Origin of the sequence: Pseudomonas sp. 9.2(2024), assembly GCF_039695385.1 — a bacterium.
Taxonomy (GTDB): domain Bacteria; phylum Pseudomonadota; class Gammaproteobacteria; order Pseudomonadales; family Pseudomonadaceae; genus Aquipseudomonas; species Aquipseudomonas paraglycinae.
Map to the genome: position 1 here is coordinate 1,176,446 of NZ_CP155585.1, position 20,115 is coordinate 1,196,560.

The following is a 20,115-nucleotide window of genomic DNA, read 5'->3' on the forward strand; positions in this document are numbered from 1 at the left end:
CCGACTGTTTACCAGTGAAACAGTTGGCAAGCGTTAGCCGTACTGGCGGCGGCCAGTTGTTCCGGATCGATGTTCATCAAAGCGGCGAGTGACGTGCAGATCGCCGGCAAATGCGCCGGCGTATTGCGCACGCCGGGGAACATGGCGGGTGCCATGTCCGGTGAGTCGGTTTCCAATACCACCGAATCCAGCGGCAAGTCGGCCAGCACCCTATGCATGCGCAACGCCTGCGGCCAGGTCGGTGCACCTCCGAGGCCGAGTTTGAAACCGAGCTTGATGTATTCCCGCGCTTCTTCACGGCTGCCTGCGAAGGCGTGAATGATGCCGGCGCGTTTGAGCTTGAAGCGCTTGAGCGTGGCGATCACCGCCGCATGGCTGCGCCGCACATGGATCAATGCCGGCAGTTCAAAATCTGCCGCCAATTGTAGTTGTGCCTCGAAAAGCGCTTGCTGGCGTTCGCGGTCGAGGGTTTCGATGAAGTAGTCCAGGCCGATTTCGCCGACCGCACACAGCTGCCGATGACCCTTCAGCCGTGTCAGCCAATCGCCCAGTGCATGCAGGTCTTCAGGCCGATGCTGATCGAGATAGACGGGGTGCAATCCGAAGGCCGCGTACAGATCGCTATCGCTTTGCACCAGATCCCACACCCGCTGCCAGTTCCCCTCGTAGACCCCGAGCACCACCATTCGCCGCACCCCGAGGGCGCGGCTTTCGGTGAGCAGCGCCGCGCGGTCGGCGTCGAAGTCGGGGAAGTCCAGATGGGTGTGGCTGTCGATCAGCTCCACGGCTCAATCCCGGTGAATACGCTGCTTGAAGGTACGGGCAATGGCTTGCACGCCAGACTGATAGTCCGATTGCTCGACCGCTGCGAGTGCCAGTTCCAGCGCCTTGTCGGCGATCAACTGGTGCTGCTGGGCCATGGCGTTGACCGGCAGCGGCAGGAAGTCGAGCAACTGGGTGTCGCCGAATGTGCCGAGGCGCAGCGGACGGTTTTTTAACGGGAAGTCATGCAGCGCGTCGAACACGCCCTGCAACAGTACGTAGGACGTGGTCACCAGCGCATCCGGCAAATGCCCGAGGCGTTGCAGGAGTTCTTCCATCAACTGCTTGCCGCACTCGCGGCTGAAGGACTCGGCGTGTTCGATCAGCACTTCGCCCTTGAACCCGGCCAGGGCTTGCTTGAACCCGGCTTCACGTTCCTGGCTGATGCTCAGTTCCGGGCGGGCGCCCAGCAGCACGATCTGTTTCGGCTGCGGGTCGAGCAGGCTTTCGGTCAGGTGCAGGCTGGCTTCGCGGTCATCGCTGACCACCGAACAGAAATGCTCGGCATCCATCACCCGGTCGATGGCAATGATCGGCAGACCCTTGGCCTGCAACTGGCGATAACTGTCGTCACCGGCCGGCAGACAACTGGCGACGATCAACGCATCGCAGCGTCGGGCGCGGAACAGTTGCAGCAGTTGCCGCTCGCTGTCCGGTGCATCGTCGGAGCTGGCGATCAGCAGCTGATAGCCCCGCGCACGGGCGCCTTGCTCCAGCAGTTTGGCGATCCGCGCGTAACTGGGGTTTTCCAGATCCGGCAGGATAAAACCCAGGGTCCGGGTGTGCCGACTGCGCAGCCCGGCCGCCTGTGGATTGGGGGTAAAGCCGTGCAGATCGACCACCGCCCGCACCCGCTCGACGGTGGCGGTGCTGATGCGTTGCTGTTCGGCCTTGCCGTTGATGACGTAGCTGGCGGTGGTCACGGACACTCCGGCCAACCGCGCGATATCACTGAGTTTCAACCCGGGATTTCCTTGTTTTTTCGAGCTTGCCGCGACATTTTCGCCAATCCTACCCGATTCAGGCAGGCGACCATTGTCGCAGCGCATCCGACAAGTTGGACTTCAAGGATGGGACATTATCGAGTAACGTGCCGATCAATCTAGATTAAACGTTTCAGCAAGCGTATTTTCTACGTTTTAGACGCCTTTGGCCGGTTCTGCCGTGAAACCGCCAAAACTGCCTCCTGAAAAGGATGGCCTACAGCGCCTAAGCTGCAACCATTCAAAACAATACCTGGCGCACCACCGCGCCAAAAAGGAGATCGCATGCTCGAGCTCACTGTAGAGCAGATATCCATGGGCCAGTCGGCTGTGGATAAACCCGCCGCTTTGCAATTGCTGGCCAGTCATCTGGTCGCCGATGGTCTGGTCGCCGACGGATACCTCGCCGGCCTGCAGGCCCGGGAGGCTCAGGGTTCGACCTTCCTCGGCCAAGGCATTGCGATCCCCCACGGCACGCCCGAAACCCGCGATCAGGTGTTCGCCACCGGCGTGCGCCTGATGCAGTTTCCCGACGGCGTGGACTGGGGCGATGGCCAGATCGTTTATCTGGCCATCGGCATCGCCGCCAAATCCGACGAACACCTGCGCCTGCTGCAACTGCTGACCCGCGCCCTCGGCGAGACCGATCTGGGTCAGGCCCTGCGCCGCGCGAGTTCGCCCGAAGCGCTGCTGAAACTGCTGCAAGGCGCGCCGCAAGAGCTGGCGCTGGATGCGCAGATGATTGGCCTCGGGGTTTCCGCCGACGATTTCGAAGAATTGGTCTGGCGCGGGGCACGTCTGCTGCGCCAGGCCGATTGCGTGAGCAACGGTTTCGCAGGGGTGTTGCAGCAAGTTGAAGCGCTGCCGCTGGGCGATGGCCTGTGGTGGCTGCACAGCGAACAGACCGTGAAGCGTCCGGGGCTGGCGTTCGTCACGCCGGACAAACCGATGCGCTACCTCGGCCAGCCGCTCAGCGGTCTGTTCTGTCTGGCCAGTCTGGGTGAAGCGCATCAGGCGTTGCTTGAGCGGTTGTGCGCGTTGCTGATCGAAGGTCGCGGCCATGAACTGGGCCGCGCCACCAGCAGCCGCAAAGTCCTCGAGGTGCTCGGCGGTGAGTTGCCGGCCGACTGGCCGAGTGCGCGTATCGCATTGGCCAACGCCCATGGTCTGCACGCGCGGCCGGCGAAGATCCTCGCGCAACTGGCGAAGAGTTTTGACGGCGAAATCCGTGTGCGCATCGTCGACGGTCAGGACAGCGCGGTATCGGTGAAAAGCCTGAGCAAACTGCTGAGCCTCGGCGCCCGTCGCGGGCAGGTGCTGGAAATTATCGCCGAACCGAGCATCGCCGCTGACGCATTGCCGGCGTTGCTGGCCGCCATCGAAGAAGGCCTCGGCGAAGAAGTCGAACCGTTGCCCGCAGTCAGTCAACAGCGTGAAGTGATTACGGACATTGCAGAAGTGCTGACTGCCCCGGCCTCCGGCAGTCTGCTGCAAGCGATCCCTGCCGCCCCCGGCATCGCCATCGGCCCGGCGCACATTCAGGTCCAGCAAACCATCGATTACCCGTTGCGCGGCGAGTCCGCTGCCATCGAGCGCGAGCGTCTCAAGCAAGCGCTGGCCGACGTGCGTCAGGACATTCAGGGCCTGATCGAACGCAGCAAGGCCAAGGCAATCCGCGAGATTTTCATCACCCACCAGGAAATGCTCGACGACCCGGAACTCACCGACGAAGTCGACACTCGCCTCAAGCAGGGCGAAAGCGCCGAAGCAGCCTGGATGGCCGTGATCGAGGCCGCCGCGAAACAACAGGAAGCGTTGCAGGACGCGTTGCTCGCTGAACGTGCCGCCGATCTGCGTGACATCGGTCGCCGGGTGCTGGCGCAACTGTGTGGCGTGCAGACGCCCGCCGAGCCAGAGCAACCGTACATTCTGGTGATGGACGAAGTCGGCCCGTCCGACGTAGCGCGTCTGGATCCGGCGCGGGTCGCGGGGATTCTCACCGCCCGTGGCGGCGCCACCGCGCACAGTGCCATCGTGGCTCGCGCGTTGGGGATTCCGGCGCTGGTCGGCGCGGGCGCTGCGGTATTGCTGCTGAAACCGGGCACGCCGCTGCTGCTCGACGGCCAGCGCGGTCGCCTGCATGTGGACGCGGATGCCGCGACCCTGCAACGCGCCAGCGAAGAACGCGACACCCGCGAACAACGCCTGAAAGCCGCCGCCGAACAACGTCATCAACCGGCGCACACCACCGACGGCCACGCCGTGGAAGTGTTTGCCAACATCGGTGAGAGCGCCGGTGTGATCAGCGCGGTGGAGCAGGGCGCCGAAGGCATCGGCCTGCTGCGCACCGAACTGATTTTCATGGCCCACCCGCAAGCGCCGGACGAGGCGACTCAGGAAGCCGAATACCGCCGCGTCCTCGACGGCCTCGCCGGTCGGCCGCTGGTGGTGCGCACCCTCGATGTCGGCGGCGACAAACCGCTGCCGTATTGGCCGATCGCCAAGGAAGAAAACCCGTTCCTCGGCGTACGCGGCATTCGCCTGACCTTGCAGCGTCCGCAGATCATGGAAGCGCAGTTGCGCGCCTTGCTGCGTTCTGCGGACAACCGTCCGTTGCGGATCATGTTCCCTATGGTCGGCAGCGTCGAAGAGTGGCGTCAGGCCCGCGACATGACCGAACGCTTGCGTCTGGAAATACCGGTTGCCGACCTGCAACTGGGGATCATGATCGAGGTGCCGTCTGCCGCGTTGCTGGCGCCGGTGCTGGCCAAAGAGGTGGACTTCTTCAGCGTCGGCACCAACGACCTGACCCAGTACACGCTGGCGATCGACCGCGGTCATCCGACCCTGTCCGCCCAGGCTGACGGTCTGCACCCGGCGGTGCTGCAACTGATCGACATCACCGTGCGCGCGGCCCATGCCCATGGCAAATGGGTCGGTGTGTGCGGCGAGCTGGCGGCGGATCCGCTGGCGGTGCCGGTGCTGGTCGGCCTCGGTGTGGATGAACTGAGCGTCTCCGGGCGCAGCATCGCCGAGGTCAAGGCGCGCATCCGCGAACTCAGCCTGACGCAATCGCAAACCCTTGCTCAACAAGCCCTGGCCGTGGGCAGCGCCAACGAAGTGCGCGCATTAGTGGAGGCCCTGTAATGGCCAAGATTCTCACCCTGACCCTCAACCCGGCGCTGGACCTTACGGTGCAGTTGCCACGTCTGGAGGCCGGTCAGGTCAATCGCAGCGACGAGATGCATACCCACGCCGCCGGCAAGGGCGTCAACGTCGCACAAGTGCTGGCCGACCTCGGTCATGAACTGACGGTCAGCGGCTTTCTCGGCGAAGACAATCTGCAAGCCTTCGAAACCCTGTTCGCCAAACGCGGTTTCACCGATGCGTTTATCCGGGTGCCCGGCGAGACCCGCAGCAACATCAAGGTGGCGGAACAGGACGGACGCATCACCGACATCAATGGCCCGGGCCCGGTTGTGGGCGTGGTGGCGCAACAGGCGTTGCTGGAGCGTCTGGTGCAGATCGCGCCGGGGCATGACGCGGTGGTGGTGGCCGGCAGTTTGCCGCGCGGCGTGACTGCACAGTGGCTGCGCGAGTTGGTCGAGCGTTTGAAGGCGTTGGGCCTGAAAGTCGCCCTGGACACCAGCGGCGATGCCTTGCGTGCGGCGCTCAAGGCCGGTCCGTGGCTGATCAAGCCGAACACCGAAGAACTGGCCGATGCGCTGGGTTGTGAAGTGGTGTCCCACGCGTCTCAGGCTGAAGCGGCCAATCGGTTGCACGCCCAGGGCATCGAGCATGTGGTGATTTCCCACGGCGCCGACGGTGTGAACTGGTTCAGCGTCGGCTCGGCGCTGCATGCGACGCCGCCGAAAGTCAGCGTCGCCAGCACGGTCGGTGCCGGCGATTCGTTGCTGGCCGGCATGCTCCACGGTCTGCTCAGCTCCGACACGCCGGAGCAAACCCTGCGCACGGCCACCGCGATTGCGGCGCAGGCGGTGACCCAGATCGGTTTCGGTATTCACGATGCCGCGCAACTGGCGCAGCTCGAACAGGGCGTGCGCGTGCGCCCCCTGACAGAACAATAAGAGGGTTTGTCATGAAGTTAGCCATTGTCACGGCCTGCCCGAACGGCATGGTCACCAGTGTGCTGTGCGCCCGGCTGCTGGATGCCGCGGCCCAGCGTCAGGGCTGGAGCACCAGCGTCGAAGTGGTGGATGCGGCGCACCCGGAACGCGAGTTGTCGGCGGCCACCATCGAGGCCGCCGAGTGGGTGTTGCTGGTGGCCACGGGAACTGTGGACATGACCCGGTTCATCGGCAAGAAAGTCTTTCGGATCGCGCCGGCGCAAGCCCTGCAGGATGTGGAAGACGTGCTGCGGCGTGGCGCGGTCGAGGCCGAAATTTACGTCGCTGCCGAAACGCCGCCCGTGGTTGCCAGTGCTCAAGCACCACGTCTGGTCGCTGTCACTGCGTGCCCGACCGGCGTCGCCCACACCTTCATGGCCGCCGAAGCCTTGCAGCAGGCTGCCAAGCGTCTGGGCTACGACCTGCAAGTCGAAACCCAGGGCTCGGTCGGCGCGCGCAATCCGCTGAGCGCAGCCGCGATTGCCGAGGCTGACGTGGTGCTGCTGGCGGCTGACATTGAAGTCGCCACCGAGCGTTTCGCCGGCAAGAAAATCTACCGCTGCGGCACCGGGATTGCGTTGAAACAGTCCGAAGCCACGCTGAAAAAAGCCCTGGCCGAAGGTGTCGTGGAAAGCGCTGCCGGCGACGGCAAGGCCCCGGCCAAACAAGAGAAAAGCGGCGTCTACAAACACCTGCTGACCGGTGTGTCGTTCATGCTGCCGATGGTAGTGGCGGGCGGTCTGATGATCGCCTTGTCGTTCGTGTTCGGCATCACCGCGTTCAAGGAAGAAGGCACGCTGGCGGCGGCGCTGATGCAGATCGGTGGCGAGACCGCGTTCAAGTTGATGGTGCCTTTGCTGGCCGGTTACATCGCCTGGTCGATTGCCGACCGTCCCGGACTCGCGCCGGGCATGATCGGCGGTTTGCTGGCGAGTACCCTGGGCGCCGGCTTCATTGGCGGGATCGTCGCCGGTTTTATCGCAGGCTATGCCGCCAAAGCAATCAGTCGCTATGTGGCGCTGCCGCAAAGCCTTGAAGCGCTGAAACCGATTCTGATCATCCCGTTGTTCGCCAGTCTGTTCACCGGGCTGGTGATGATTTACGTGGTCGGCAAACCGGTGGCCGGGATGCTCGCGGCGCTCACGCATTTCCTCGACAGCATGGGCACCACCAACGCGATTCTGCTCGGTGTGCTGCTGGGCGGCATGATGTGCGTCGACCTCGGCGGGCCGATCAACAAGGCTGCCTATGCATTCTCGGTGGGGCTGCTGGCCTCGCAGAGTTATGCACCGATGGCCGCGACCATGGCCGCCGGCATGGTGCCGCCGATTGGTCTCGGCATCGCCACTTTTATCGCCCGACGCAAGTTCGCCCAGACTGAACGCGAAGCCGGTAAAGCGGCGCTGGTGCTCGGGTTGTGCTTCATCTCTGAAGGGGCGATTCCGTTTGCGGCGAAAGACCCGTTGCGGGTGATCCCGGCAAGCATTGCCGGCGGTGCGTTGACCGGTGCGCTGTCGATGTATTTCGGCTGCAAGCTGATGGCGCCTCACGGTGGGCTGTTCGTGCTGGCGATTCCGAACGCGATCAACCATGCGCTGTTGTACCTGCTGGCGATTGTCGCGGGCAGTCTGCTAACCGCCATCGTCTATGCGACGGTCAAACGCCCCGAGGCTGTCGAGCTCGCAATGGAACCTGCCAAAGCTTAGCAGCCACCGCCAACCCATCTAGGAGCTAGCCCTACTAGCGATAGCAATCTGTCTGTGACATCAATGTCGCCCAATCCATCGCTATCGCCAGCAGGCTGGTTTTTAGTAATGAAACTGTCGCTGGAGAATTAAGTTATCGCGAGTGTGACTGCTTCCCTCCAGGCCGTTACAGACGTGCGCTAGTCAGATTTACCCACGTGAATCATGCCTTGCGCCCAAAATTCAGCGCGATAAATATCTAAGCTACCTTAGATTTCAATGCTTTAGGTGCTTACGACTCCATCTAATTGAGCATTATGCCCGGCGCACTTTGGGCGTAATTCGCAAACGGCCAAGCAAAATGCTCCGCTGCCGCAACAGCTTGTCGCGTCGATGGGATCGATCAAAATGAATTCCATAGATGAACATGTCCTTAGCGATCAGCGGGGGTTGTGCAACTCGGGATAGATATTCCATGATGATAGTGGCAAATGGACATTTCTAATGCGGTAGTCCCTTTGCGCAAAAACTTTGGCCGGAGGACCGCATGGAAGCTAAATCGTATTCTCAATCGGGCAATCCCCACGATGCCCTTCTCCCACCCGAGCAATTCGTATTGCTTCCTTCCGAAGTAGACGACGCTTGGCCGATGGGCCTAAGCACTAATCAAAAGGTCCCTAAGTCGATTGATAAGCTTCGTGGCTTTCTGCACCTCTCCCTCTCTTTGAATGGGGGGGGCACCGTTGGCTTCGATAACCATACGAACAGCTTTAGCGAAAGTGATGAAGAATGAAGCACGTCGAAACTGCGAATTCATCGACATTCCGACATCTCAATTTCTGATCATGGACTGATCGAATCGTCAGCGACCCTATTCGCGCTCAGTCTGAATCTTAAATAAAAACCGATAACAGGCAGTTAAAGGAGATTTCAAACCATGAGCAATAAAAAAGCGTGCATCGTGTTCACATCTGGTATGGACGCCGAGGCAACCTCGGTGTCTGCCCACCTTGCAGAAGAAGGTTTTGACGTTTGCATCGCGGAAGCTGACCAGGAAACCGTAGAAGCGGCGCAAGCAGGAGCTGTACCTGAAGAAATCAAAAACTGCATCGACAATGCTGTCATCTGCATATTCCTGATTCCTGAAGAAGACCATGAATGCTTGACCGGCGCGGTAGGGCACGCTGGGGCGTCAGGTAAAAGAATTGTCGCTGTTGCGGAGAATGTTGAATCCCTACCTCAAATATTTGATGACCTTGCCAGTTCCGTGCTCAGGGTAGACAGTCCAAAATTGAAAGACGTCATCCAGGGGCAAGACGTCTGGGAGCGCATTGATGGTAGTTCGCCCCCTAAGCGTGTTATCAAACGGATTGAATGCCAATGAGTCGAGTTCCAAGAGTATTCTCATATAGGCTCGTACGGGATTATGGTTTCGCGCCAAATCCATTTCACGGCGTTTGTACGTTGGGAACTTGCAAGCCGCAAATCAGGAAAGCGGCCCGGGTGGGCGATATTGTCGTCGGCTGTGGAAGTGTTGGCCTTAAACGTCCGGAAAAATTGATTTTTGCTATGAGAGTCTCCGAGAAGCTTTCGTTTCAGCAATATTGGGATGACGAGAGATTCAGGATAAAGCAGCCGGATCACTACTCTAGCAACAGCATGGCTTACGGAGACAATATTTATCACATTGTCGACGGTGCATGGGTGCAGGAAGACTCCCATCACAGTCACGTAGACGGCCGAACTAACAGAGCTAATCTTGAAAGGGATACCAGTTCAGATAATGTCCTTGTAGGAGACGATTTCGTGTATTGGGGAGGCAATTCGGCAGCCATACCCGCATACCTACGTAACTTTGAGGGACAAGATCTTTACCCACCGCCCCGGGGCTGCCGGAGCAAGTATTCGGAAAACTTCCGGGCAGAAGTGGTTGCTTGGTTCGAGTCACTTCCTACACGTGGATACCAGAACCGACCGGCCTCATGGCGTTGAATCGAGAACTGGCAGGCTATTGCGCCAGATTAGTATCAATTCGGCTTGAATTCAGTTGCTGAGGGTCGACTATGAGATTCTCAATATTTCAGCTGAGTTAAAGAGATTTTATCGTCGCGGGAATGATAAGAAAGGGATTTTACATGACTAAGCCTATGCCGCAGCTTGTGCCTCTATGTATCTCTGAGTATAGGCTGAAAGCCTCAGGGACAAACCAGTTCGATAAAGACGCTGAAGGCTTCCAACAACTAAAGTTTGGCTATTTTGGTGAGGTTGGCGGCTTACTCTCAGCAGTGAAAAAAGTACGGCGTGACAATCTAGCAACGACAGTTACTGAGTTGGCAGCTGAAGAACTAGGAGATGCTCTTTGGTATCTTATAAATATCGCGGCATTGGTGGACGTAGAACATAATCAGATTGGGGAGCGCTGCATTGCAATTTTGCGCTCTCGCTACGGTGAAAATGAGCAAGACCCCGTCATCCCTGTCACATTCCGCCACATCGACAGTTTGATGGAGATTCGCCGGAGCCCCGGATCTATCAACCGATCCGTGCAACTGGGAAACTTGGCCAACCACGCCGGCTTAATGGCTGAGATGAGTTATGAAAACTACATGACCATGCCTCCGCTCAGTCGATGTGACAATCTGGGCATGCACCTCGCAGAGCTTTCGATCGCATGTGCAAGCTTCAATCTGAGGTTGGAAGATATCGCCCGCGCGAATCTAGAAAAAATCCATAGCCGATGGCCAGAAGATGACACTGTCTATTCCGCAGCTTTTGATAGTGATGCACCGGAGCACGAGCAGTTTCCGTCCGACCTGGCAATGGAGTTTATTGAGCGTGGAACCCCGGACAACGGGTATGTCGTCCAGAGCCTACGAGGAGTTTTCATCGGTGACCGTCTGACGGATAACAGCAATGAACCAGATGACTATCGTTTTCACGATGTGTTCCACTTAGCGTACGTTGCCTTCCTTGGATGGTCTCCTGTGCTCCGTGCTCTCCTCAAACGTAAGCGCAAATACGATGCGAAGAAGGATGAGAACGAGGACGGAGCTCGTGCGATGATCATCGAGGAAGGCATTGCGACGTGGATTTTCAACCACGCCAAAGGCCATAACTTCTATGTTGGTGCCAAGCCTGGAGCCCTTGATTATGGGGTTTTGAAACAGATTAAGAGCATGGTCGAGGGCTACGAGGTTGAGAGATGCAAACTGTGGCAGTGGGAAAAAGCCATACTGACCGGTTTTCAGATCTTCCGAGAGTTGCAAACGCACCGCGGCGGTAAGGTGATTGTCGACGTGCATGCACACACTATGCGTTTTGAACCCCCTGTAAAGAACGAGCAGCAATGACCCCTACAGCCTTCGTGAATGCCTTGTCTGAGTTGAAACTCGATAATGTATTCAACCCTTACGCTGACAAATGCCCTGTCCACGACCGCTCGGATGCCGTCTCCGCGCGCCGACGCAACCTGCGTGGCTATCTCAAAGTGGCAGCCGAGATTGGCGTAGACACGATTTGGATGGGGCGGGACCTAGGTTACCGTGGCGGTCGTCGGACAGGTTTGGCGCTTACCGATGAGTATCATCTTTCTGAGATGACTCAGCGATATCCCGGCTCAAGTTTCAAACAAGCCACTATTGGTCCAGCGCTGGCGGAACGTACAGCTTCTGAAATCTGGTCGGTGTTGCGTGCGGTTGAGCTTCCTCCTTTGCTATGGAATGTATTTCCATTTCATCCGCATGAGCCTGGAAATCCGTTTACTAATCGTAAGTTCACAGCCCGGGAACTCCAACAAGTAGATATTCTCAACGAGACGCTTATCAAGTGGCTGAAGGTTCGTCGAGTGGTCGCGATTGGGCAGGATGCGTTCAACTACGCCAGCCGGTTTGGCGTCGAGGTGGTCGCGATCCGTCATCCTAGTTACGGTGGAATCAAGGACTTTCGTAATGGAATGAGCGCTCTCTACGACATCCCATTAGACGAGCTCAATCCAAAGCGCCAAGGCTCACTGTTCTGAAGATAATCTGAAATTTCTTTTAGAACAGAAGCGACGCGCCGAGTTGTAACGCGAATGCACGCGTAAGGGCGATATCGATGAACCGATGAACCGATGAAGGTTCACATTTATCTCGTCTGCGATTTTCTTAATTCTCCAATTCAAGGCTGGCTCTCACCGTCTTTAGGTGTCATTTCCGGGTCATGTGAACGTGCTTAAGTTTTCCTTTTTCAGGGAGAACACCATGAGCGATTTCAATTCCGGTCGCCGGCGCGTGATGCAAGCCGTCGGTGCCGGACTGCTGATGCCGGGGCTGGCGCCGGCCGTGATCGCGTCGGTCAAGGATCGACCGCAACTCACTGACGGCGTGCAATCCGGCGACTTGCAGGGCGACCGGGCGATGATCTGGAGCCGCGCCGACCGCCCCGCGCAGATGGTGGTGGAGTGGGACACCCGCAGCCAGTTCCGCCATCCGCGCCGGGTCGTCTCGGCACTGGCCGATGCGCGCAGCGATTTCACCGCTCGCGTCGAACTCACCGGGTTACCCGCCGATCAGGCGATTTTCTACCGCGTGTATTTCAAGGACGCCCGCACCGGCGTCGCCAGCGAACCGTGGCTCGGTCACTTGCGCAGTGCACCGACCGCGCGGCGCAATATCCGCTTCGTGTGGAGCGGCGACACCGTCGGCCAGGGCTTCGGCATCAACCCCGATATCGGCGGCATGCGCATCTATGAAGCCATGCGCATGCGCCTGCCGGACTTCTTTATCCACAGCGGCGACACCATCTATGCCGACGGCCCGGTGCCGGCGCAACTGACCACGGAGGGTGGCCGGATCTGGCGCAACCTCACCACGGAAGCCAAGAGCAAGGTCGCCCAGACCCTCGACGATTATCGCGGCAATTACCGCTACAACCTGATGGACGAAAACGTCCGCCGCTTCAATGCCGAAGTGCCGCAGATCTGGCAGTGGGACGACCATGAAGTGGTCAACAACTGGTCGCCGGGCAAACAGCTCGACGAACGTTATCAGGAAAAAAATATCCATACCCTGGTCGGCCGTGCGCGCCAGGCCTGGCTCGAATATTCGCCGATGCGTTTGCAGGCTGCCGATGGCGGCGGGCGCATCTATCGCAAGCTGAGCTACGGGCCGATGCTCGATGTGTTCGTGCTCGACATGCGCAGTTATCGCGGGGCCAACGATGACAATCTCGGGGCGGAAAAACCGTTCCTCGGGCGCGAGCAATTGAACTGGCTCAAGCACGGACTGAAGGCGTCGAAAGCCCAGTGGAAGGTCATCGCCGCCGACATGCCGATTGGTCTTGGCGTGCCGGATGGCGAGGTCAGTCCCGGTGTTGCGCGCTGGGAAGCGGTGGCCAACGGCGACCCAGGTCCGGCGCAGGGACGTGAGCTGGAAATCGCCGAACTGCTGGGCTTTTTGCGCGCGCAGCAGGTGCGCAATTTCGTGTTCCTGACGGCGGACGTGCATTACTGCGCGGCGCATCACTATCACCCGGATCGCGCGGCGTTCCAGGATTTCGAACCGTTCTGGGAGTTTGTCGCAGGACCGTTGAACGCCGGCAGTTTCGGACCCAATCCGCTGGACAAGACCTTTGGCCCGCAAGTGGTATTCGAGAAGGCGCCGGCGGTACAGAACGCCTCGCCGTTTGCCGGGTTTCAGTTTTTCGGTGAGGTGAACATTGACGGCCAGAGCGGGGAGATGAGCGTGGTGTTGCGGGATCTGGAGGGTGTTGCGGTGTTCGAGCAGAAGCTGCAGCCGGTCTGAATGCAGCACCTTGGGTCACTGTGGGAGCAAGGTTGCTCCCACAGTGACCCAAGGTGAATCAGTAAACGTCGCGGCGATAGCGACCCTGTTCGATCAGGCGTTCGACTTCAGCGGCGCCCAGCACTTCATTGAGCACCTGATCCACGCCCGACGCCATGCCTTGAAGGCTGCCGCAGATGTAGATCACTGCACCGTCCGCCAGCCATTTCTTCAACTCGCCGGCCGATTCGCGCAGACGATCCTGCACGTAAATCTTCTCGGCCTGATCCCGCGAGAACGCCAGATCCAGGCGTTCCAGATCGCCATTGATCAACCACTCTTCCAGCTCCGCACGGCAGAGGAAATCGTGCTCGCGATTGCGCTCGCCAAACAGCAGCCAATGACGCTGCTGATTGTCGGCGATCCGCGCCTTGAGCAAGCTGCGCAGCCCGGCGAGGCCAGTGCCGTTGCCCAGCAGGATCATTGGCACCGGAGCGTTCGGCAGATGGAAACCGCTGTTGCGGCGGACCCGCAGGCTGATGCTGCCGCCGACCGGAGCATGCTCGGTCAGCCAGCCGGAACCGATGCCGAGGCTGCCGTCGGCGTGTTGTTCCTGACGCACGATCAGCTCCAGCACGCCGTCGGCGGCAATCGAGGCGATCGAGTACTCGCGCATCGCCAGCGGCACCATCGCATCGACCAGCGCCTGAGCGTGCAGGCCCACCAGATGCGCGCGGTGCTCGGGCAGCTGGCGGGTGGCGAGGGCGACCTCCAGCGACTCTTCCAGGCCGTTGACCTTGACGCTGGTTTCACCACGGATGCCGAGGCCGTCGAGGAAATGCTCGATCGCCCACGGGCAGTTGCGTGGCAGTACTTCCACCAGATCGCCGGCCAGCCAGCTGCGGGAGGTCGGCGCGGTCAGGCCGAGCAGGAAGACGGGGGATCCGCTGCTGTCCGGGTTCATCAGGTCGCGGCGCACCAGCGTCCAGTTCTCGTAGCTCGGTGCCTGCCAGGTATCGACCGGTGCTTGCCCGGTGATCAGGCCGAGCTGGGTCTGCCAGTGACGCAGGGCGTAAGGATCGCCGCTGTCGACTTCCACCGGGGCGAACAGGGTCTTGCCGCCGTGTTCGCCCAGCCATTGATGCAGGCGTCGGGCGAAACCGCAGAAGTGCTGATACTGACGGTCGCCGAGGCCGAGCACCGCGTAATTGAGGCTGTCGAGGGTCGAGGCGTTCTTCAGCACTTCGCGCTCGAAACCGCGAGCGCTGTCCGGCGCTTCGCCGTCGCCGAAGGTGCTGACCACGAACAGCGCGTTGTTCGATTCGCGCAGATCCTGCTCGCTGACATTCGCCAGCGGCTGCACCTTCACCGGCAATCCGGCCGCCTGTAACTGGCCGGCGGTCTGCCACGCCAGTTGCTCGGCAAAACCGCTCTGGCTGGCGAAACCGATCAGCCACGCCGGTGTATCGCCGGCCGGTTGGTCGAGACCTTTGCGGGCATCCTTGATCTGCTTTTTCTTGCGGCGGCGATCCAGATACAGCAACCAGCCGGTGATGAAGAACAGTGGCATCAACACCGCCGCGACTGTGACGATGATCCGTCCGACCAATCCGAAATAGCTGCCGACATGCAGCGCGTAAATGCTGGTCAGCAATTGCGCCTTGAAGCTTTTGTCGGCGTAGCGGTCGACGCGCTTGACCACGCCGGTGGCCGGGTCGAGGGTGATCTGGTTCAGCGCGCGGTCATGGGGCGAGCTGTCGAGCAGATAGAACACGGTCGCCGGTTGGCCGGCCACCGGCGGCATGCGGATGTTGTAGGAGGCGAGGCCCGGACCTGCGGAACTGTAGATGCTGACCCACATCGCGGCGTAATCGGCAGTCGGCGCCGGGCCTTCGGGGGCCGGGCCACGACCGCCGCGCACGCGCTCGTTTTGCGGCGCATCGGAGAGCAATTTGGTCAGGCCCTTGTTGTACCACTCATAGGACCAGGACAGTCCGGTCAGCGCCAGCAGCAGGTAAACCAGCATGCACCAGGTGCCGAACACCGAGTGCAGATCCCAGTTGAAGCTGCGGCCCTTTTTCTTCCAGTCGAGGGTCAGCCACACGCGCCAGCTGTTCCACTGGCGCGGCCAGCGCAGGTACAGGCCAGACAGGCAGAAGAACAGCAGCATCAGGGTGCAGGCGCCGGTGATGTTGCGGCCGGTATCGCCCATGGCGAGGAACCGGTGCAGTCGCAGCATCAGGCCGAAGAAGTCCTGGCCGGTGGCGTCGCCCTTGAACTCGGCGGTGTAGGGATCGAAGTAGCGCATCTCGCCCCGGCGCTCGCCTTTGGGCGGGGTGAACCAGACGCGGCCGGCGCTGCCGCTTTCGGTCTCGACCGAGAGCATCGAGACTTTCTTGCCCGAGGCCGCTTCGATCTGCGCCACCAGGTCGGCGGGCGGCAGGACGCCAGCGACCTGCTTCTCGACCTGCAACACGGAAGGGTTGAGGGCTTTGAGGATTTCGTCCTGAAACGAATAGGCAGCACCGGTGATGCCCATCAGGGCCAGCACCAGCCCGGCAGTGATGCCAAAAAACCAGTGCAACTGGAACAGGGTTTTCTTCAACACGTCGCTTGCCTTGTCCGTTCGGAAATTGTGTTCACGGCGTGCATTATGCCGTGGCCTATCGAGAAACGTTCTTTATTACGCACAAAAGCCCCGCTCAAATGAATGAACGGGGCCCGGTACTTCCCTCTTCGATCAGAAGTGGAAGTTGGTGCTCAGCAATGCCGTACGGCCCGCCGCCTGGTTGGCGAAGTGAGTCGAGAAGGCCTTGTCGTAGTAGGTTTCGTTGGTCAGGTTCTGCACGTTCAGTTGCAGGTCGACGTTCTTGCTCAGCTTGTACGCAGCCATCGCGTCGTAGCGAACGTAGGAATCGACCATGGTGGTGTTGGCCACGCTGCCGAACACCTCATCCACGTAGAACGCACCGCCACCGATAGTCAGCTTCGGCGTGACCTGGTAAGTGGTCCACAGGCTGGCGCTGTTTTTCGGCGTGTTAGGCAGCTCGTTACCGTTGTTGGCCTTGTTGGCCGGCAGGTCGCCACCGTCAATCTGTTCGCTGTCCATGTAGGCGTAACCGGCGAACACTTGCCACTTGTCGGTGATCTTGCCGCTGGCGGACAGCTCGATACCTTGAACGCGGGTCTTGCCGGCGTTTTCGTACGAGGTGGTATCCACCTGGACACGCGCGTTTTCTTTCTCGGTGCGGAAGATGTCGGCGGTCAGCGACAGGCGATCGTTCAGCAGATCCCACTTGGTACCGATTTCGTAGTTCTTGGTGGTTTCCGGCTCCATGTCGCTCTTGAGCAGGTTGCCGTTGCGATCCGGCGTGCCGCCCAGCGGGTTGCCTTCCTGACCTTCACCCAGGGTGTTGCCCGGCGGAGTGGCCGAGGTGGCGTAGGACGCGTAGATGCTGCCGTTCTCTGCCGGCTTGTAGACGATGCCGAGCTGACCGGTGACGAACTCGCTGGTGTCAGAACCTTTGGAGGTGGTGTTGCCGGCGGCGGTGTAGGTCTTGTAGCCGGTTTCGAAGTGGTCGTAACGCAGGCCCATGTTCACCAGCCATTGCTCGGACAGCTCCAGGGTGTCGAACGCATACAGCGCGTAGGTATCGGACTGGGTGTCGGTGCCGGCGTAGTTGCGCGAGATTGCGCCGTTCCACGGATCGTTCGGGTTCGGGTTCGACAGCGAGGTGCAATTGTAGCCGCTGGCAGCACCGATCAGGCCCGGGTTGCAGTTGGTGGTCACGGCCGAGGTGCGCGGCGTGGTGTCGGTGTTGACGTTGTACGAGGATTTGCTGCTTTCCTCACGGGTGTATTCGACACCGGTGGAGAAGCTGTTCTTGAAGCCGGCGAGGTAGAAGTTGCCGAACAGGTCGGTCTGGTTGGTGGTGGTCTCGGTGTTGCTCACGCGAGTGTTCGCGCGACGCCAGACGCTGCCGTTGTTCACGTTGCCTTTGCTGTCGTCGGGCTGGGTCAGGATGTAATCCTGCATGCTGGTGCCGTGACGCAGGGTGTTCTTGATCGTCAGCGAGTCGCTCAGGTCATGCTCGATGGCGAAGGTCGCGGTGTCGGTGCGGCCCTTGCGGAAGTCGCGATCCAGACCGTAGAAGTTGCTGTGATCGCCGCCGGCGTACGGCTTGTCCGGGTTGGACTTGGTGCGCGCCGCCGAGCCACCGGCCGGAATCGTGTAAGGGATGCCCGAGTCCGGGGTGTCGTTGCTTTCGAGATGGTAGTAGTCGAGGTTGACGCGGGTGTCGGTGCCCAGGCCGAAGGCAAGGGACGGCGCGATGCCCCAACGGTCGTAGTCGACTTTGTCGCGACCGGCGACGTTGCTCTCGTGGCTCATCAGGTTCAGACGGCCGGCAGCGGTGTCGCTGAACTGGTAGTTGCCATCCATCGTGTAGCGTTGGGTCTGGTCGGAGCCCCAGGTGAAACCACCGTCGAACGAGTTGCCCAGGTGCGCTTTCTTGCTCACCAGGTTGATGCTGCCGCCCGCCGCGCCGCGACCGCCGATGGCGGAGTTCGGGCCCTTGCTGACTTCGATGTTTTCCACGGCGAAGATTTCGCGGCTCTGGGAACCGGTGTCGCGCACGCCGTCGAGGTAGGTGTCGCCCTGGGCGTCGAAACCGCGGATGAACGGACGGTCGCCCTGCGGGTTACCGCCTTCACCGGCACCGAAGGTGATGCCCGGCACGGTGCGCAGCGCGTCCTGCATGTTCAGGGCGCCGGTGTCTTTCAGGACTTGTTGCGGGATAACGGTGACCGAGCGCGGGGTATCAACCAGCGGCGCGGTGTACTTGGGCGAGGAGGCTTTCTCGACCTGGTAGGACGTCGAGTCCTGGGCTTCGCCGGTGATGGCGGTGGCGTCCAGGGCGATGGCATTGCCGGTGGCTTTGCTGTCGGTTTTTTCGGCGGCGAACACCATGTGGCCTGCGGAGCCGGCGGTGATCGCCACGCCGATGGCGGAAGCGAGAAGACGTGGTGAACTGACCGGTACTTGTGCTGGTTGACGTGCCATTTTTATTCCCCTCCCCAAGGATTTGAGGCGGCGGAATATAGGGTAAACAGGTATTCGTATCAATTGCGAAACATTACTATTCGCGACAAATTTACATTCTTTACAATTTAACCTTACGGTTTTTACCAGTTCATTCGTCTAGCGGGTTTTACACAGTCAATAAGAATCAATACCATTGCCGCCTCTTTGCCATCAGGTGACATTGCCATGCTGCTGCACATCCCCGGGCTGTTCGCGAAAGACGAAGTGCAGCGTATTCGCGAGGCGCTGGAACAGGCCGACTGGGCCGATGGCAAGATCACCGCCGGCTATCAATCGGCCAAGGCCAAGCACAATCTGCAACTGCCGGAAGGCCATCCGCTGGCCAAGGAAATCGGCGCCGCGATGCTTGAACGCCTGTGGAAAAACCCGCTGTTCATGTCGGCCGCGCTGCCGCACAAAGTATTCCCGCCGTTACTCAACTGCTACTCGGCGGGCGGCAGTTTCGATTTCCACATCGACAACGCGGTGCGTCAGCCCAAGGGCAGCATCGAGCGCGTGCGCACCGATCTGTCGGCCACGCTGTTCTTCAGCGAGCCAGAGGATTACGACGGCGGCGAGCTGGAGATCCAGGACACCTTCGGCACCCAGCGAGTGAAGCTTCCCGCCGGCGACATGGTCTTGTATCCCGGCACCAGCCTGCACAAGGTCAACGCAGTCACTCGCGGCGCGCGTTATGCCTCGTTCTTCTGGACCCAAAGTCTGGTGCGCGAAGACAGCCAGCGAGCCTTGCTGTTCGAGATGGACGGGGCGATCCAGCAACTGACCCAGGACATGCCCGATCACCCTTCGCTGATCCGCCTCACCGGCACTTACCACAACCTGCTGCGTCGCTGGGTCGAGGTGTAAGTGGCGGATTTTCGGTTACGTCGCGAAGAAGTCCTCGACGGCGAACGCCTCACCGCCATGCTCGAAGAGAGTCCTGCCCGCGCAGCGCAGGCAATTCTGCTGGCGGCGGGTGAGGGCGTGCTGGAAGCGCAGGCGCTGCTCGGGCAGATCCTGCTCGATGGTCACGGGATCGCTCAGGACCAGCCGCTGGCCTTGCGCTGGTTTGAGATTGCCGCCGGGCAAGGTCATCTGATGGCGCGCAACATGCTCGGTCGCTGCCATGAGCACGGATGGGGTTGTGTGGCCGACGCAGCGATTGCCGCCCAGCAATATCGCGTTGCAGCGGATGCCGGGCTGGATTGGGCGATGTATAACCTGGCCAACCTGCTGGCAACCGGGCGCGGTGTTGCGGTCGATCATCTTCAGGCCATCGCGCTGTATCAAAGCGCGGCCGAGGTCGGGCATGCCAAGTCGATGAACCTGCTCGGGCGTTATCTGGAGGAAGGGCAGGTGTGTGCGGCGGATCCCGCAGCGGCTCGTGACTGGTATCGACGTTCGGCCGAGGGCGGGGACTTTCGCGGGCAATTCAGCTATGCAGCGGTGCTGGCAGATGAGGGGCGGATCGATGATGCGCTCATCTGGCTGGAGAAAGCGCTGACTGGCGGCAACCTGAATTTCCTGCGCGTGGCCAGCCAGACGCTGGCGAGCGCAACCGATCCGCGAATCCAGGCGCTTGCGCAGGCCTACGCTCACCGTTGCACCGAGTTACAGAACGCCTGAATCGCATCCATAAAAAAGCCCATGACA

Annotated in this window: 14 protein-coding genes; 10 read left to right on the forward strand and 4 right to left on the reverse strand. The window is 60.4% G+C overall.

Annotation, left to right across the window (positions count from 1 at the left end; genetic code table 11):
• Window positions 1–8: 8 nt before the first annotated feature.
• Both ABFB52_RS05160 and cra read right to left on the reverse strand, forming a co-directional pair.
• Window positions 9–785 carry a TatD family hydrolase gene (locus ABFB52_RS05160; protein ID WP_129972368.1) on the reverse strand — a complete coding sequence of 259 codons (777 nt, stop codon included), beginning with the start codon at window positions 783–785 and terminating at the stop codon, window positions 9–11.
• Between the two features lie 3 nt (window positions 786–788).
• Window positions 789–1,784, reverse strand: a complete 996-nt coding sequence (gene cra / locus ABFB52_RS05165; RefSeq protein ID WP_085746890.1) for a catabolite repressor/activator — start codon at window positions 1,782–1,784, stop codon at window positions 789–791.
• 306 nt (window positions 1,785–2,090) lie between these two features.
• Between cra and ptsP the strand changes: the two genes are divergently transcribed.
• The 8 genes from ptsP (at window position 2,091) to ABFB52_RS05205 (ending at window position 13,400) form a co-directional block, all read left to right on the forward strand.
• On the forward strand, window positions 2,091–4,952 hold the full coding sequence (gene ptsP, locus ABFB52_RS05170; protein ID WP_102687352.1) for a phosphoenolpyruvate--protein phosphotransferase: 2,862 nt from the start codon (window positions 2,091–2,093) through the stop codon (window positions 4,950–4,952).
• Window positions 4,952–5,893, forward strand: coding sequence for a 1-phosphofructokinase (gene pfkB, locus ABFB52_RS05175; protein WP_129972367.1), 942 nt, complete (start codon window positions 4,952–4,954; stop codon window positions 5,891–5,893). The genes ptsP and pfkB overlap by 1 nt, the downstream gene beginning before the upstream one ends.
• An 11-nt stretch (window positions 5,894–5,904) precedes the next feature.
• Window positions 5,905–7,638, forward strand: a complete 1,734-nt coding sequence (locus ABFB52_RS05180; protein ID WP_129972366.1) for a PTS fructose-like transporter subunit IIB — start codon at window positions 5,905–5,907, stop codon at window positions 7,636–7,638.
• A gap of 526 nt (window positions 7,639–8,164) precedes the next feature.
• A complete protein-coding gene (locus ABFB52_RS05185) occupies window positions 8,165–8,410 on the forward strand; it encodes a hypothetical protein (RefSeq protein ID WP_129972365.1) in 246 nt (81 codons plus the stop codon).
• Window positions 8,411–8,554: 144 nt separating this feature from the next.
• The gene (locus tag ABFB52_RS05190; protein ID WP_129972364.1) at window positions 8,555–9,001 is read left to right on the forward strand and encodes a hypothetical protein; all 447 of its coding nucleotides are present in this window, start codon (window positions 8,555–8,557) and stop codon (window positions 8,999–9,001) included.
• A 751-nt stretch (window positions 9,002–9,752) separates the two neighbouring features.
• Complete coding sequence (locus ABFB52_RS05195) at window positions 9,753–10,967, forward strand: nucleoside triphosphate pyrophosphohydrolase family protein (protein WP_129972363.1); 1,215 nt, start codon at window positions 9,753–9,755, stop codon at window positions 10,965–10,967.
• Window positions 10,964–11,635, forward strand: a complete 672-nt coding sequence (locus tag ABFB52_RS05200) for a uracil-DNA glycosylase (RefSeq protein WP_129972362.1) — start codon at window positions 10,964–10,966, stop codon at window positions 11,633–11,635. Before ABFB52_RS05195 ends, ABFB52_RS05200 begins: the two co-directional genes overlap by 4 nt.
• Before the next feature lie 223 nt (window positions 11,636–11,858).
• Complete coding sequence (locus ABFB52_RS05205; RefSeq protein WP_129972361.1) at window positions 11,859–13,400, forward strand: alkaline phosphatase D family protein; 1,542 nt, start codon at window positions 11,859–11,861, stop codon at window positions 13,398–13,400.
• A 58-nt stretch (window positions 13,401–13,458) separates the two neighbouring features.
• On the opposite strand, the gene ABFB52_RS05210 is transcribed toward ABFB52_RS05205, so the two are convergent.
• Window positions 13,459–15,987: a sulfite reductase flavoprotein subunit alpha gene (locus ABFB52_RS05210; protein ID WP_085746895.1), complete on the reverse strand. Its 2,529-nt coding sequence runs from the start codon at window positions 15,985–15,987 to the stop codon at window positions 13,459–13,461.
• Window positions 15,988–16,119: 132 nt separating this feature from the next.
• A complete protein-coding gene (locus ABFB52_RS05215; RefSeq protein ID WP_129972360.1) occupies window positions 16,120–18,441 on the reverse strand; it encodes a TonB-dependent siderophore receptor in 2,322 nt (773 codons plus the stop codon).
• Between the two features lie 207 nt (window positions 18,442–18,648).
• Here ABFB52_RS05215 and ABFB52_RS05220 point away from each other — a divergent pair, with 207 nt between their 5' ends.
• Window positions 18,649–19,329, forward strand: a complete 681-nt coding sequence (locus ABFB52_RS05220) for a Fe2+-dependent dioxygenase (protein WP_085746897.1) — start codon at window positions 18,649–18,651, stop codon at window positions 19,327–19,329.
• The gene (locus ABFB52_RS05225) at window positions 19,330–20,088 is read left to right on the forward strand and encodes a tetratricopeptide repeat protein (RefSeq protein WP_256578380.1); all 759 of its coding nucleotides are present in this window, start codon (window positions 19,330–19,332) and stop codon (window positions 20,086–20,088) included. It begins immediately after the preceding gene.
• Window positions 20,089–20,115: the final 27 nt, after the last annotated feature.

Bases quoted from the DNA above. Each gene is read 5' to 3' on its own strand.
- ptsP (WP_102687352.1), top strand. From the start codon at position 2,091: ATGCTCGAGCTCACTGTAGAGCAGATATCCATGGGCCAGTCGGCTGTG.
- pfkB (WP_129972367.1), top strand. From the start codon at position 4,952: ATGGCCAAGATTCTCACCCTGACCCTCAACCCGGCGCTGGACCTTACG.
- ABFB52_RS05180 (WP_129972366.1), top strand. From the start codon at position 5,905: ATGAAGTTAGCCATTGTCACGGCCTGCCCGAACGGCATGGTCACCAGT.
- ABFB52_RS05185 (WP_129972365.1), top strand. From the start codon at position 8,165: ATGGAAGCTAAATCGTATTCTCAATCGGGCAATCCCCACGATGCCCTT.
- ABFB52_RS05190 (WP_129972364.1), top strand. From the start codon at position 8,555: ATGAGCAATAAAAAAGCGTGCATCGTGTTCACATCTGGTATGGACGCC.
- ABFB52_RS05195 (WP_129972363.1), top strand. From the start codon at position 9,753: ATGACTAAGCCTATGCCGCAGCTTGTGCCTCTATGTATCTCTGAGTAT.
- ABFB52_RS05200 (WP_129972362.1), top strand. From the start codon at position 10,964: ATGACCCCTACAGCCTTCGTGAATGCCTTGTCTGAGTTGAAACTCGAT.
- ABFB52_RS05205 (WP_129972361.1), top strand. From the start codon at position 11,859: ATGAGCGATTTCAATTCCGGTCGCCGGCGCGTGATGCAAGCCGTCGGT.
- ABFB52_RS05215 (WP_129972360.1), bottom strand. From the start codon at position 18,441: ATGGCACGTCAACCAGCACAAGTACCGGTCAGTTCACCACGTCTTCTC.
- ABFB52_RS05220 (WP_085746897.1), top strand. From the start codon at position 18,649: ATGCTGCTGCACATCCCCGGGCTGTTCGCGAAAGACGAAGTGCAGCGT.